General features: G+C 67.0%; 13 protein-coding genes. 10 read left to right on the top strand and 3 right to left on the bottom strand.

The window, feature by feature from the left end; genetic code table 11:
- The first annotated feature begins 41 nt into the window (after positions 1 to 41).
- The 5 genes from rplM to ABDV69_RS01850 all read left to right on the top strand — a co-directional run bounded on the left by rplM (position 42) and on the right by ABDV69_RS01850 (position 4201).
- Entirely contained in the window at positions 42 to 485 is a 444-nt protein-coding gene (gene rplM / locus ABDV69_RS01870; protein ID WP_343571649.1) for a 50S ribosomal protein L13, read from the top strand.
- Positions 486 to 549: 64 nt separating this feature from the next.
- Complete coding sequence (gene rpsI / locus ABDV69_RS01865) at positions 550 to 1047, top strand: 30S ribosomal protein S9 (protein WP_343571648.1); 498 nt, start codon at positions 550 to 552, stop codon at positions 1045 to 1047.
- A 100-nt stretch (positions 1048 to 1147) separates the two neighbouring features.
- Positions 1148 to 2485 carry a phosphoglucosamine mutase gene (glmM, locus tag ABDV69_RS01860; RefSeq protein ID WP_343571647.1) on the top strand — a complete coding sequence of 446 codons (1338 nt, stop codon included), beginning with the start codon at positions 1148 to 1150 and terminating at the stop codon, positions 2483 to 2485.
- A gap of 41 nt (positions 2486 to 2526) precedes the next feature.
- Entirely contained in the window at positions 2527 to 2829 is a 303-nt protein-coding gene (locus ABDV69_RS01855) for a type VII secretion target (protein WP_343571646.1), read from the top strand.
- Positions 2830 to 2878: 49 nt separating this feature from the next.
- Entirely contained in the window at positions 2879 to 4201 is a 1323-nt protein-coding gene (locus ABDV69_RS01850) for a hypothetical protein (protein ID WP_343571645.1), read from the top strand.
- Positions 4202 to 4209: 8 nt separating this feature from the next.
- Here the strand turns inward: ABDV69_RS01850 and ABDV69_RS01845 are convergent, their stop codons facing one another.
- On the bottom strand, positions 4210 to 5052 hold the full coding sequence (locus ABDV69_RS01845; protein ID WP_343571644.1) for a hypothetical protein: 843 nt from the start codon (positions 5050 to 5052) through the stop codon (positions 4210 to 4212).
- A 26-nt stretch (positions 5053 to 5078) separates the two neighbouring features.
- Positions 5079 to 5528, bottom strand: coding sequence for a cupin domain-containing protein (locus ABDV69_RS01840; protein WP_343571643.1), 450 nt, complete (start codon positions 5526 to 5528; stop codon positions 5079 to 5081).
- A 77-nt stretch (positions 5529 to 5605) separates the two neighbouring features.
- On the opposite strand from ABDV69_RS01840, the gene ABDV69_RS01835 reads away from it, so the two are divergent.
- The 3 genes from ABDV69_RS01835 (at position 5606) to ABDV69_RS01825 (ending at position 8828) form a co-directional block, all read left to right on the top strand.
- The gene (locus tag ABDV69_RS01835) at positions 5606 to 5860 is read left to right on the top strand and encodes a hypothetical protein (RefSeq protein WP_343571642.1); all 255 of its coding nucleotides are present in this window, start codon (positions 5606 to 5608) and stop codon (positions 5858 to 5860) included.
- 74 nt (positions 5861 to 5934) lie between these two features.
- Positions 5935 to 7803: a glutamine--fructose-6-phosphate transaminase (isomerizing) gene (glmS, locus tag ABDV69_RS01830; RefSeq protein ID WP_343571641.1), complete on the top strand. Its 1869-nt coding sequence runs from the start codon at positions 5935 to 5937 to the stop codon at positions 7801 to 7803.
- A gap of 425 nt (positions 7804 to 8228) precedes the next feature.
- Positions 8229 to 8828 carry a DUF1684 domain-containing protein gene (locus tag ABDV69_RS01825; protein WP_343571810.1) on the top strand — a complete coding sequence of 200 codons (600 nt, stop codon included), beginning with the start codon at positions 8229 to 8231 and terminating at the stop codon, positions 8826 to 8828.
- A gap of 121 nt (positions 8829 to 8949) precedes the next feature.
- Here ABDV69_RS01825 and ABDV69_RS01820 read toward each other — a convergent pair whose 3' ends face one another.
- Complete coding sequence (locus ABDV69_RS01820) at positions 8950 to 10743, bottom strand: ABC transporter substrate-binding protein/permease (protein WP_343571640.1); 1794 nt, start codon at positions 10741 to 10743, stop codon at positions 8950 to 8952.
- A 225-nt stretch (positions 10744 to 10968) separates the two neighbouring features.
- Between ABDV69_RS01820 and ABDV69_RS01815 the strand changes: the two genes are divergently transcribed.
- Entirely contained in the window at positions 10969 to 12399 is a 1431-nt protein-coding gene (locus tag ABDV69_RS01815) for an NAD(P)H-hydrate dehydratase (RefSeq protein ID WP_343571639.1), read from the top strand.
- 10 nt (positions 12400 to 12409) lie between these two features.
- Positions 12410 to 13795: a glutamate decarboxylase gene (locus tag ABDV69_RS01810; RefSeq protein WP_343571809.1), complete on the top strand. Its 1386-nt coding sequence runs from the start codon at positions 12410 to 12412 to the stop codon at positions 13793 to 13795.
- The last annotated feature ends 16 nt before the right edge of the window (positions 13796 to 13811 follow it).

Here is a 13811-nt window from a genome sequence, read left to right as displayed (position 1 = left end):
TCCATAACCGGGTCGAAGACCCAAAGACGAGAGGTAAGCGCGTGTCCACATACGTGCCGAAGGCGGGTGACACCACGCGGACGTGGTACGTCATCGACGCCCAGGACGTGGTGCTCGGTCGCCTGGCCGTCGCGGCAGCCAACCTGCTGCGCGGTAAGCACAAGCCCACATTCACGCCCAACGTCGACGGCGGTGACTTCGTCATCATCGTCAACGCGGAAAAGGTCGCCCTCAGCGGCGACAAAGAACACAAGAAGCTGGCCTACCGCCACTCGGGTTACCCCGGCGGCCTGAAGAGCCGCACGATCGGTGAGTTGCTGCAAAAGCACCCCGACCGTGTGGTGGAGAAGGCGATCGTCGGGATGATCCCGAAGAACAAGCTCGGTCGTCAGATTCAGCGCAAGCTGCACGTCTACGCTGGCCCGCAGCACCCCCACGCCGCGCAGCAGCCGACCCCGTACGAGATCAAGCAGGTGGCCCAATGATGACCACGCCGGTGACGATCAACAGAGCAGTGCGATCTGAGAATGGTAAGAGGAGCGGCGCCAAATGACTGAGACCGCAGCAACTGAGACCGAAGTCGTCGTCGAAGAGGCCGCCGAGTCCCCAGAGGCTGTCGAGGCTGCCGCCCCGGCGCCGCGCGAAGACCACATCGTCATCGAGCGTCCGATCCAGACCGTCGGCCGCCGCAAGGAAGCCGTCGTGCGGGTCCGTCTGGTGCCCGGGACCGGCAAGTTCGACCTCGACGGCCGCAGCCTGGAGGCCTACTTCCCGAACAAGGTGCACCAGCAGCTGATCAAGGCTCCGCTGGTGACCGTCGATCGGGTGGACGCTTTCGACGTGTTCGCCCACCTCGACGGCGGTGGCCCGTCTGGCCAAGCCGGCGCGCTGCGGCTGGCAATCGCCCGGGCGCTGATCATCGTGCAGCCCGACGACCGTCCCGCGCTGAAGAAGGCCGGCTTCCTCACGCGTGACCCGCGTGCCACCGAGCGCAAGAAGTACGGTCTGAAGAAGGCCCGCAAGGCGCCTCAGTACAGCAAGCGCTGATCCTCAGCGGCGATCACGGCCGCGTACCAGTTGGGTGGCACTCCGGCGAATCCTCATGTCGTGTGGGTGCGCGGTCACTAACTGTGAGAGGTTTGACCGCATGGGTCGACTATTCGGCACTGACGGCGTCCGAGGGGTTGCCAATCGCGAGCTCACCGCCGAGCTCGCGTTGGCGCTCGGCGCTGCGGCCGCCCGGCGTCTGACCAGGGCAGGAAGCGGACGGCGGCGGGTCGCAGTGATCGGCCGCGACCCCCGTGCCAGCGGCGAAATGTTGGAAGCCGCGGTGATCGCCGGCCTCACCAGCGAAGGCGTCGACGCGCTGCGCTGCGGCGTGCTGCCGACGCCGGCGGTGGCATACCTGACGCACGCCTACGACGCCGAATTCGGCGTGATGATCTCCGCGTCGCACAACCCGATGCCCGACAACGGCATCAAGATATTCGGGCCGGGCGGGCACAAGCTCGACGACGCGACCGAAGACCAGATCGAGGACCTGGTCGCCGGTGGTCCGGGTCTGCTACCTGTCGGCGCCGGCATCGGCCGCGTCATCGACGCCGAAGATGCGCTGGAACGCTACCTGCGTCAGGTCGGCAAGGCCAGCACCGTCCCACTCGACGGGCTGACCGTGGTGGTCGACTGCGCGCACGGTGCCGCCTCGATCGCCGCACCCCGTGCTTACCGCGCTGCCGGCGCCCGCGTCATCGCAATCAATGCCGCACCCAACGGTCTGAACATCAACGACCGCTGCGGCTCGACGCACCTGGATGTGGTGCGAGCGGCGGTCTTGGAGCACGGTGCCGACCTCGGTGTGGCACACGACGGCGACGCCGACCGCTGCCTGGCCATCGACGCCGCCGGCGAGATCGTCGACGGCGACGCGATCATGGTGATCCTGGCGCTGGCGATGCGGGAGGTCGGTGAACTGGCCGGCAACACACTGGTGGCCACCGTGATGAGCAACCTCGGTCTGCACTTGGCGATGCGGGCGGCCGGGGTCGAGGTTCGCACCACCAGCGTCGGTGACCGATACGTGTTGGAAGAGCTGCGATCTGGCGCATTCAGCCTCGGCGGTGAGCAGTCCGGACACATTGTGTTGCCTGGCCTGTCGACCACCGGCGACGGCATCCTGACCGGTCTGCGGCTGATGTCGCGGATGGCACAGACCGGTACCTCGCTGGCCGGGTTGGCTTCGGCGATGCACACGCTGCCGCAGGTGCTGATCAACGTCGACGTCGCCGACAAGGTGGCTGCCGTCGCCGCGCCGTCGGTCCAGACCGCGGTGCAAGAGGTCGAGGATGAACTCGGCGACACCGGTCGGATCCTGTTGCGGCCCTCTGGAACCGAGCAGATGATCCGGGTGATGGTGGAAGCCGACGACGAGCATGTCGCGCACCGGCTTGCCGCCCACGTCGCCGACACGGTGCGCGCCACCCGCTGACGGGCGGAACCTCCGCGCGATTCGCTTCGTCGAATCTAGGTATGGCACAACGAGACGCATTCGTCGACGCTGTAGCGGTACAGGCCGTCGCGAACCGATTTGACGACGCGGCACATCTCATCGACGTGGCGGTACGCACCCATTTCGGCCGGTTGGCCTTCGACGGGACAACCTCAGGGCGCGCCTATACCGGTCAGGGCGACGCGCTGCGGTTCGCCCTGCATCGGCTCAGCGGCGACCTTGCGCAGTGGGCGCGGGCCGGTATGGAGGTCGCGGCCGCGCTGCGGGCCGGTGTCGACCGCTACGCCGACGCCGACCAACTCGCCGCCGCGCGGATCGGCTGATGGGCGCCGGGGACGGTGCAGCGCCCGATGACGAAGAGGAGCGGCGCCAGTGAGTGACCGATACGACGTGGCGGCCCGACTTGCCGAAGGTAAGGCCGCTGTCGAGCACATTCAGACCTACGTGCAGGCCTGCCAGACGCTCGGTTACCAGCAGCCGGACCTCACCGCGCACGCCTCGCAGGTGGGGGACTGGTACGACACCGAAATGGGCCTTGACCTCCGAGTGCTCGACGGTGACGCCGCCGAGCTCCGCGCCGCAGTGACGGCCATCGACGAAGCGCTGTGGGTGCAGCGCACGCAGGTCACCGAGCTTGCGGCGGCCTGGCGAGGTTCGGGCGCCGAGTCGGCAGCACGGTTCATCCAGCATCACTGCGATGCCGCAGAACAGGTGGCCGCGCATCTTCGTGCCGCCGCCGAGTGCTGCGCCACATTGCGCGACGACCTGTGGCAGGCAGTCGACGGCAAGGTCGCGACCACTGTCGCCATCGACGAACGGAGCGCGGCGGAGCGCTCAGCCTGGCTTGCCGCGGCCGGGGCGGTCAGATCGGGCGCGGGTGACCGATCGGCGGCTGAGGTGATGGTGCATCAGCAGGTAATGCCATATGTAGACAGCGACATTCGCAATGACTGGCTCGCAGCGATGAGTGCAGCCAGTGCATCTGTGGCGGCGTCCTACGACGCGGCTATACACGCGTTGACGTCGATGTGCGACACTCGGTTCGACATCCCGGGCGACTTGGGCCCGAGGTGGCAGCCAGGGGAGTGCCCGGTCTCGGCTGCGCCGCCGGTGATGTCGCTGCCCGCCGGTCCACTGTCGACGGTGCCCGCGGCGGCGCCCGCGCCGCAACCGATATCCGAAGCACCGCAGCATCTCCCAGTTGACGAGCCTGAGGCGACGCCGCCGGAGTCGACAACCCCGCTCGGTGAAGCAGCCGGATTATCCACGGGTGCAGGTGGTCTCGGTGGCGTGACCGGTGGAATTGGCGGCGTGGTCGGGAGCATCGTCGACAGTATCGGCAGCCTGCTGGGTTCGTTGGCCGGCGGGTTGAGCGGTGACCCTGCGAACGACCCGATAGACCTCGACGACGATGACGATCCGGCCCTCGATGACGTCGACAGACTCGACGAGGCAAGGGACGCCCTCGCACCTCCCACCCTCGACGACGAGGTCACACCCCACCTGCCTGCCGTCGAAAGTTCGCTGCCGGCAACCGAAGCCGCCGCGGAGCCGGTCGCACAACCCGTCGACGCTCCGGTAGTCGATGCACCGCCACCCGTCGAGCCGTCTCCACCGGCGGCAGCGCCGCCAACGGCCGACGGATCGACGCCGTGTGAGATCGCCGAGGATCAACTGCCGCAGGCCGGGCAGTAGGCCAAGGCTCAGCCCTTGATCAGCGCGACGAATTTCTCCTCGGGTGTCAGCGTCGCGGCCTCGTCGTCGACGGGAAGGGTCTTGGGCAGTTGGACGTCGGGGTCGGCAAAGTCGCGATACGTCTTGTCGCCGCCGAGTGTGTAGAGCAGGTAGCCCGTGAGTAATGCGCGAATTGTCTTCTGCGTCCTGCGATCCGGACCGCCCAGCCCGAACGCGGTCGTCAGCCGTCGCCCCTCGGCGAGCCCGTTGGCCTGCGCCTTGCGGACGATTCGCAAGGTCGCGGTGTCCCAGGCCTGCCAGAGTTCAATCGCATTGGAGCGCAAGCTCTTTGCTGAACCCGGTGCGCTGAACACCACACCGGGCACCCGAAGCGTCGAGGCCGGCCGTTCGGCGGCCGGGGTGGTGACCGCCGGGAATAACGCGGCTACCGCTCGAGGCTTGGCCTTCATTCCCGCGGCGGTGAACACCGCGGCCGAGGCGCCGAAGCCGTGCCCGATCACGCCGAGCTTGTCGGGATGCACGCTGATCTTGCCTGGGCCCAGTCGCACGCCGGTGGCGATGTTCAGCGCGGTCCCCATGTCGTAGGCGAGTTTCAGCACTGACGGTGCCATCCCGCGTTCCGTGTCGGGGGCCGCGGCGACAATGCCCCACGACGCCAGATGTTCCAGCAAACCCGCATAGCGCTCGACCCCGGTGAGCCAGTCGTGGCCGAACGCCACGGCGGGCAGATGCAGCCCGGCTTCGGGCGTGTACACCACGCCGGGCAGGCCGGCGAAGGACAGGTCGCCCCGCAGGACGCGATGCGAGCCGCGCCGGCCAAGGGCGGCGACGAGTTTGCTGGTTCGAACCACCCGTCGACGGTAGCGCACCCACGGGCCTACAGCGGGTACAGCTTGGGCAGGTTGACGACGATCGCCTCCTGGATGCTGCGGGCGATCACGACCACGGCCGGTTCGTCCGGTCTCGGATTCTCTTCGCGGTGCGGCAAATACGGCGGGATGAAGACATAGTCACCGGGGCCGGTGGATATCCGGATTTCTTGTTCGCCGTCGCAGTAGACGAAGTCGGGATGGCCGCTGCGCACGAATATCGCCGTTTCGGCCTCGCCGTGGTGATGGTTGGCCGACACCGTCTGCGGCTCGACATGTGTTTCGCCCATCCACAGCTTTTCCGATCCGACCGCACCCGCGCTGATCGCGGCGAAGCGCTGCATTCCTTCGCTTTGTGCGGTGTCGGCGTCGAGTTCCGATGACCGGACGACACGCACCCGAGTGCGCGTCGCTGCCGAGCCCGGTTGCAAGTCGGGATGAAACCCGTCGTGTGGCACTGATTTCTCCGTCCTGCATTGTCTTGCCAGTTTCGCCCCGGATGGAGCCGGCTACTTAGTGCCGTACGAAATCTATCGTGCGTACCGCAGCGGCGGCGGCAGTGGCATTCACGGCCGGCCTGGGAGTCGTCGGGTTAGGTCTGGCCGCCGCGGGCCAGGTGCAACCGCTACAGCATGTCTCCGCACAAGGCCTCGGTCCGGGCGGCGGCGGTGGCCACGGCGGAGGCGACGGCGGTGGCGATGGCGGCTGGCAGAACGGTGGCGATGGCGGCTGGCAGAACGGTGGCGATGGCGGCTGGCAAAACGGGCAGGGCCAGAACCAGCAGCACTGACGCGGGACGCTTGCGGCCGCGTCGTTAACCACGATGTTTAGCCCTAGCCGAGCCCTGCACTAACCTGGGTCTTTATGTGCGGAATCGTCGGCTACGTCGGGCACCAGCCTGCCCTCGATGTTGTCGTCGACGCGCTGCGTCGGATGGAATATCGCGGCTATGACTCGGCCGGTATCGCGCTGGTCGATGGCGCGGGCGATCTGACCGTTCGGCGGCGGGCCGGCCGGTTGGCGAACCTGGAGATCGCGCTCGCCGAGACCGACCCCGAATCCCTGCGCGGCACGACCGGCGTTGGCCACACCCGCTGGGCGACGCACGGACGTCCCACCGACCGCAACGCGCACCCGCATCGCGACGCGGCGGGCAAGATCGCGGTCGTCCACAACGGCATCATCGAAAACTATGCATCCCTGCGCCACGAGCTCGAGACCGCCGGGGTCGAGTTTGCCAGCGACACCGACACCGAGGTGGCCGTCCACCTGGTTGCCAGGAATTACCACCACGGCGAGACGGCGGGTGATTTCATCGCGTCCGTACTGGCCGTGCTGCGGCGCCTCGAGGGCCACTTCACTCTGGTGTTCGCCAACGCCGACGAACCGGGCACGATCGTCGCCGCGCGGCGTTCGACACCGCTGGTGGTCGGCATCGGCAACGGCGAGATGTTCGTCGGCTCCGACGTCGCCGCGTTCATCGGCCACACCCGCGACGCGGTCGAGCTCGGACAAAACCAGGCCGTCGCCATCACCGCGGACAGCTACCGGATCACCGACTTTCACGGCAATGACGACACCGCGAACGCCCGGCCCTTCCATATCGACTGGGATCTCGACGCCGCCGAGAAGGGCGGCTACGAGTTCTTCATGCTCAAGGAGATCGCCGAGCAGCCCACCGCGGTGGCCGACACCCTGCTCGGGCACTTCGTCGACGGCCGCATCGTCCTGGACGAGCAGCGCCTGAGCGATCAGGAACTCCGCGAGATCGACAAGGTCTTCATCGTCGCCTGTGGCACCGCGTACCACTCCGGGCTGCTCGCCAAGTACGCCATCGAGCATTGGACGCGGCTGCCCGTCGAGGTCGAGCTGGCCAGCGAATTCCGCTACCGCGACCCGGTTCTGGACCGCGGCACGCTCGTCATCGCGATCTCGCAGTCGGGGGAGACCGCCGACACCCTGGAAGCCGTCCGGCACGCCAAGGAGCAGAAAGCCAAGGTGCTGGCGATCTGCAACACCAACGGCTCGCAGATCCCGCGGGAATGCGACGCGGTGCTCTACACCCGCGCCGGCCCGGAGATCGGGGTGGCGTCGACCAAGACGTTCCTGGCACAGGTCACCGCCAACTACCTGGTCGGCCTGGCGCTGGCGCAGGCGCGCGGCACCAAGTATCCCGACGAGGTGATGCGCGAATACCGCGAACTGGAAGCGATGCCAGAGCTGGTGGCCCGCGTCATTGCCGAGATCGAACCGGTTGCCGCGCTGGCTCATCGGTTCGCGCGAGCGTCGACGATCCTGTTCCTCGGTCGCCATGTCGGCTACCCGGTCGCGCTGGAAGGCGCGCTGAAGCTCAAGGAACTGGCCTACATGCACGCCGAGGGCTTCGCCGCCGGCGAGCTCAAGCACGGCCCGATCGCGCTGATCGAAGACGACCTGCCGGTGATCGTGGTGATGCCGTCGCCGAAGAGTTCGGCCATACTTCACGGCAAGTTGTTGTCCAACATCCGTGAGATCCAGGCCCGTGGCGCGATCACCATCGTGATCGCCGAGGAGGGCGATGACACGGTGCGCCCGTACGCCGACTACTTGTTCGAAATCCCCTCGGTTTCAACGCTTTTGCAGCCGCTGCTGTCGACCATTCCGATGCAGGTGTTCGCGGCCGCGGTGGCGCAGGCCCGTGGCTACGACGTCGACAAGCCGCGCAACCTGGCCAAGTCGGTCACCGTCGAGTAGATGTTCGTGTGACGACCGCGGACCAGTCCGCGTTGAGGCGCCCCGGGCTGACGGTGAATCTAGCCTTGGCAGATCCTGTTGCACGCCAACCTCATTGGTGACCAGTCGGTGAACGTCAGCCGGGCGACCGCATCGATCTCGCTGACCCTGTCGTCCCGGTCGAGGTCGTGCGGGTCGGCCCGCGCGCCGTCGAGGCCCTTTGTCGGATCCGGGCCGCAGCACCAGGAGTCGATAACAGCGCTGCTGTCGGTATCGCACCGAACTCACTTCGCACCTGTTAGTTTCTGCACGATTCCGTCGGTATATTACAGAGAAATCGTCCGACAGTCGGGCGCGGGTTGCATTGGCAGCTTGTATTCAGGCTTGGGCGAAAGCAGATGTCAGCATATCTTGATCTTTATGATTATCGTCGCCGCGTGGCAGCCATGTACGCGGAAAGATATGAGGCGGTCCAGGCGGGCGAGAACGCGGAACTGATCTGGCGGCGTTATCGTTTGCACCGCGAGACCCTTTTTCGGGACCACCCACAATCTGCGCTGGATGAGGAGCAGCGGCGGGCATTTCGGGGCTTGCCCTATTTCCCGTACCGCGCTGATCTGCGTGTACCGGCGCGCATCGAGACAGGTATCGAACCCACCAGCCTGACTATCCCAATGGATGCAGATGAGCGGATGACCATGACTGCCGTGGCGCGTCTCCATTTCACAATCCAGGGGCAGGCCGGCTCTCTTGTGCTGTACTGGTTGAACATCTATGGCGGGGGTCTTTTCTTGCCATTTCACGATACGACCTGCCCGCTTGAGAGCTACGGCGGTGGGCGCTACCTCTGCGACACCATCAAAGGCAGCGATTTACTGCCACTCCCCGGCGCTGATCCGCAGGATTCGCTTTTACTCGACTTCAATTACGCATACAACCCTTCCTGCGCCTATAACAATCGATCGGTTTGTCCACTCGCTCCGCCTGAGAACCGTTTACCGTTTGCTATCAGCGCGGGCGAAAAGAAGTTTCGTGCCGAGGTGTGACGATCCGACGGACCGATCATTGCCACCGTGCTGGCCGCGGGCAGGTCGATGTCGAACTCGCGCAGCACGACGTTCTGACCGAATGCAAGGCGGGCCTCTCGGCCGGCCAGTGAAACTGGCATTACGTCTGCTCCTGACTCAAGGCGACGGTATCGAGCCGGTCATCCGGCTTTCCCGCGGCCTGTCCCCGGCGGAGGCGGTTGTCGACCGCGTTGACCAGATGCGTCAACGGGATGGTCAACGCGAGGTAGAACAGCCCGGCGGCCACCAGCGGCGACAGGCTGCCGGTCTGGGCGTTGAGGTCGCGGCCGACCTGGAACAGCTCGCGTTGACTGGCGATCAGCCCGAGGAAATACACCAGCGACGACCCCTTCAGCAGTGCGATGAGCTGGTTGACCAGCGCCGGCAACACCCGCCGGATCCCTTGCGGCACCACCACCAACCGCATTGAGGCCCGGTAGGACAATCCGAGTGCACGGGAGGCTTCCAACTGGCCGGTCTCGACGCTTTGGATGCCCGCGCGGAAAATCTCCCCGACGTATGCCGCGGCCGTCAGCCCGAGCGCGGCAATACCCAGCGGAAAGGGGTTGTTGCCGGTCAACCCGCCCACTAAGGGCCCGACCCCGAGCCCGATGAGCAAGATGATCACCACTTCGGGCAGCCCGCGAAAGATGTCGGTGTACACCCGCGCCGGCCAGCGCAGCCAACGAGTTCGGGAGATCCCGCCGATCGCCAGCACCATCCCGAGCGTCAAACCGATCACAGCGGCGCTGGCGGTCAGGATCAACGTGTTGGGCAGCCCGGTTGTCAGCAGCGCCGGGATGGCCTGCCGATAGAGGCTCCAATCCAAAAACGAGTCGCGCAGCTGGGCCAGTGTGGACGTCGGCACGGGCGGCCCGGTCTTCGGCCGGTGATGCTGCTTCGCGATCGCTGCGAAATCCGGCAGCTGCGGGGTCGGCGCCTCCTTCGACCCGGGTTTCCAATCCGGCGGTAGTGGTCGCGGCACCCACTGCGAGTACAGGCCCGACCAGGTGCCGTCGGCGACGACGGCGTCCAGCCCAGAGTTGAGGGCGGCGATCAGCGGCCGGTTTTCTTTGGCGACCGCGTAGGCCACGTAGTAGCCCTCGATGAACGTGCTGTCGACGATCGCGGCGGGGTCGCCGGGCCGCACGGCGCTGATCGCCTCCAGTGCACCCGTCACCCACGCATCGATCTGGTGGGTTTTCAGGCTGGCATAGGCCGTGATGGGGTCGGGAAATTTCACCGGCTGCAGGTGGAGCGCCTCGACGACGTAGGCGTCCTGCGCCGTGCCCACAACGACGCCGATCCGCTGTCCGGGCGCCAGGTCGTCGAATCCGGTAATCGGCGAGCCGGGTGGCACGACCAGCGAGGCGTAGCCGAAGTCGTAGCCGTTGGTGAAGCCGACGGTGCGCCGCCGAGCGTCGGTGGTCATGATCGCCGCCGAGCCGACGTCGAAACGCCGGGTCGCGACTTGGGCCAGCAGAGCAGAGAATTCGGTGCCGACGAAGCGGACCCGCAAACCCAGCTTTGCGGCGATGGCCCGAAGTAGCTCGTCGTCGAAACCGGTGAATCGCCCGCCGGAGCTTATGCAGGAGTACGGCGGATCCTCCGACGTCGCACCGATTGTCAAGGTGCCCGGCGTGATGAGGTCCAGCTTGGCGGTGTCCACCGAAGCCAGCGGCTCGACGCTTTCGGTCGTGTAGGTGTCCTCGCGAGGCCGGTCGGCTCCGGCCAGCTTCGACGGCAACGCGGACGCGCTCTCCACTCCGGGCGGAGCACACCGGTCGGGCCGGGCGCCGGCCGACGCGGTCGGTGCGACGCTGAAGAGCAGGGGTACGGCCGCAAGCAGCGCGAATAGTTTGCCGACGACGCCAGGACCAGACGTGTGATGCATTACCGCAACGTATCTGCCCGCGGGCCGTTGATCACGGCGGCGGTGATTTCAGCGACCGTCGGCCATACCAGCAGGATGTCACCCAGCACGCTGGGCAGACCACTAGTTGCATCGCTCATGCAACGGGTAACGAACGCAACCAGGCTTCGACGACGGGAGCCTGCCCGATTCGCGTCGCGCCCGACCCTGACTGTGCCCGTGTGCCAGGCACGTAACGTGGACACAATGCGGCACTATTACTCGGTTGACGCGATCCGCGAGGCCGAGGCGCCGCTGTTGGCCAGCCTGCCCGACGGCGCGCTGATGGCCCGCGCTGCCTACGGATTGGCGACCGTGATCGTCGGTGAGTTGATCGCCCGCACCGGGGCACTGGCGGGGCGACGGGTGTGCGCGGTCGTCGGCTCGGGCGACAACGGCGGTGACGCGTTGTGGGCCGCGACCTACCTGCGGCGCCGCGGAGTGGCCGCCGACGCCATTCTGCTCAAGCCCGAGCGGGCCCACCGGAAGGGCCTGGCGGCCTTCCGTAAAGCCGGCGGCCGGATCGTCGAGCACGTCGACCCGACCACCGATCTGGTGATCGACGGAGTCGTCGGTATCTCCGGCTCAGGACCGCTGCGACCGGACGCGGCTGAGGTCTTCAACGACGCGAAACGAATCCCGGTGGTGGCGGTCGACATCCCCAGCGGGGTCGACGTGGCGACCGGCGCCATCGGCGGCCCGGCCGTGCATGCTGCGCTGACCGTCACGTTCGGCGGTCTCAAGCCCGTGCACGCGCTGGCCGACTGCGGACCGGTGCGGTTGATCGATATCGGCCTGGACCTGCCCGACACCGACATCCACGGCTTCGAAGCGGCCGATGTCGCGGCACGCTGGCCGGTGCCGGGGCCGCACGACGACAAGTACACCCAGGGTGTCACGGGCGTCATGGCGGGCTCGTCGACCTACCCGGGCGCCGCCGTGCTGTGCACCGGCGCTGCTGTCGCGGCGACGTCGGGAATGGTTCGGTATGCGGGTAGCGCGCACACCGAAGTGCTCGCGCACTGGCCCGAGGTGATCGCATCGCCCACGCCGGCCGCGGCCGGTCGCGTCCAGGCGTGGGTCGTCGGGCCTGGGCTGGGGACCGACGAAACCGGCGCTGCCGCACTGTGGTTCGCGTTGCAGACTGATCTGCCGGTGCTGATCGACGCAGACGGGCTGAGCATCCTGGCCGCGCACCCCGACCTGCTGACCTCCCGTCGGGCTCAGACCGTGCTGACGCCGCATGCCGGTGAGTTCGCCCGGTTGGCCGGCACCCCGCCCGGCGACGATCGCATCGGCGCCACTCGCAAGCTCGCCGACGCGACGGGCGCGACCGTGCTGCTGAAGGGCAACGTCACCGTCGTCGCCGATCCCGGCGGCCCGGTCTACCTCAACCCGGCCGGGCAGTCTTGGGCCGCGACCGCCGGATCCGGCGACGTGTTGTCCGGGATGATTGGCGCCCTACTCGCCGCGGGTATGCCTCCCGCCGACGCCGCGGCCGTCGCGGCGTTCGTGCACGCGCGCGCCGCGGCCATGTCCGCTGCCGACCCCGGGCCCGGAAACGCACCGACCTCGGCGTCGGGCATTCTCGGTCACATCCGCACCGCCATAGCCGCGCTACTGCCACAACCGCTCTAACCGAAGGGATCTGCCCATGTCTCACCCGCCCGCTCCAACGCATTCGTTGAGCCCCGCCTACACCAGCCGGCTGTTCACCACGCCGGTGCCGGCATTGCGGCTGCCCGAGGAGTCGATGGATCCCGACGCCGCCTACCGCTTCATCCACGACGAGCTGATGCTCGACGGCAGCTCGCGGCTGAACCTGGCGACGTTTGTCACCACCTGGATGGATCCGCAGGCCGGCAGGCTGATGGCCGAGACGTTCGACAAGAACATGATCGACAAGGACGAATATCCGCTGACCGCGGCTATCGAGCAGCGCTGCGTATGCATGGTGGCAGACCTGTTCCACGCCGATCACCTGCGCGACGACGACCCCTCCAGTGCGATCGGGGTGTCGACGATCGGCTCCAGCGAAGCGGTGATGCTCGGCGGGCTGGCGCTCAAATGGCGGTGGCGCGCGAAGGTCGGCAAAGGCTGGCAGAAACGCACCCCCAACCTGGTGATGGGCTCCAACGTGCAGGTGGTCTGGGAGAAATTCTGCCGATACTTCGACGTCGAGCCGCGGTATCTGCCGATGGAGGAGGGGCGTTACGTCATCACGCCCGAGCAGGTCGTGGACGCCGTCGACGAAGACACCATCGGGGTGGTCGGGATCCTGGGCACCACCTACACCGGTCAGCTCGAGCCGATCGCCGAGATCTGTGCGGCATTGGACAAGTTGGCGGCGGGCGGTGGCGTGGACGTCCCGGTGCACGTGGACGCGGCCAGCGGCGGGTTCGTGGTGCCCTTCCTGCATCCCGAGCTGACGTGGGACTTCCGGCTGCCCCGGGTGGTGTCGATCAATGTCAGCGGGCACAAATACGGCCTGACCTACCCCGGTATCGGTTTCGTGGTGTGGCGCAGCAAGGAGCACCTGCCCGAGGAGCTGGTCTTCCACGTCAACTATCTCGGCGGCGACATGCCGACCTTCACGCTGAACTTCTCCCGCGCCGGCAATCAGGTGATCGGCCAGTACTACAACTTCCTGCGGCTGGGCCGCGAGGGCTACACGCAGGTCATGCAGACGCTGTCGCAGACGGCCCGTTGGCTGGCAGAGCAACTGCGGGCGGAGGACCACTGCGAGGTGATCTCGGACGGCTCGGCGATCCCGGTCCTCAGTTTCCGGCTGTCCAAGGATCGCGGCTACACCGAGTTCGACGTGTCGCATGAGCTGCGCGGATACGGCTGGCAGGTGCCCGCCTACACCATGCCCGACAACGCCACCAACATCGCGGTGCTGCGCATCGTGGTGCGGGAAGGGCTTTCGGCGGACCTGGCCCGTGCCCTGCACGACGACGTGCGCAGCGCGCTGACCTCGCTGGACAAGCTCAAGCCCGGCGGGCATTACGACGCCGCGCACTTCGCGCACTGACCGTCGAGCGCCGAAC

The organism is Mycobacterium sp. (assembly GCF_039583785.1).
Taxonomy (GTDB): Bacteria; Actinomycetota; Actinomycetes; order Mycobacteriales; family Mycobacteriaceae; genus Mycobacterium.
This window is presented reverse-complemented; position numbering and strand designations above follow the sequence as displayed.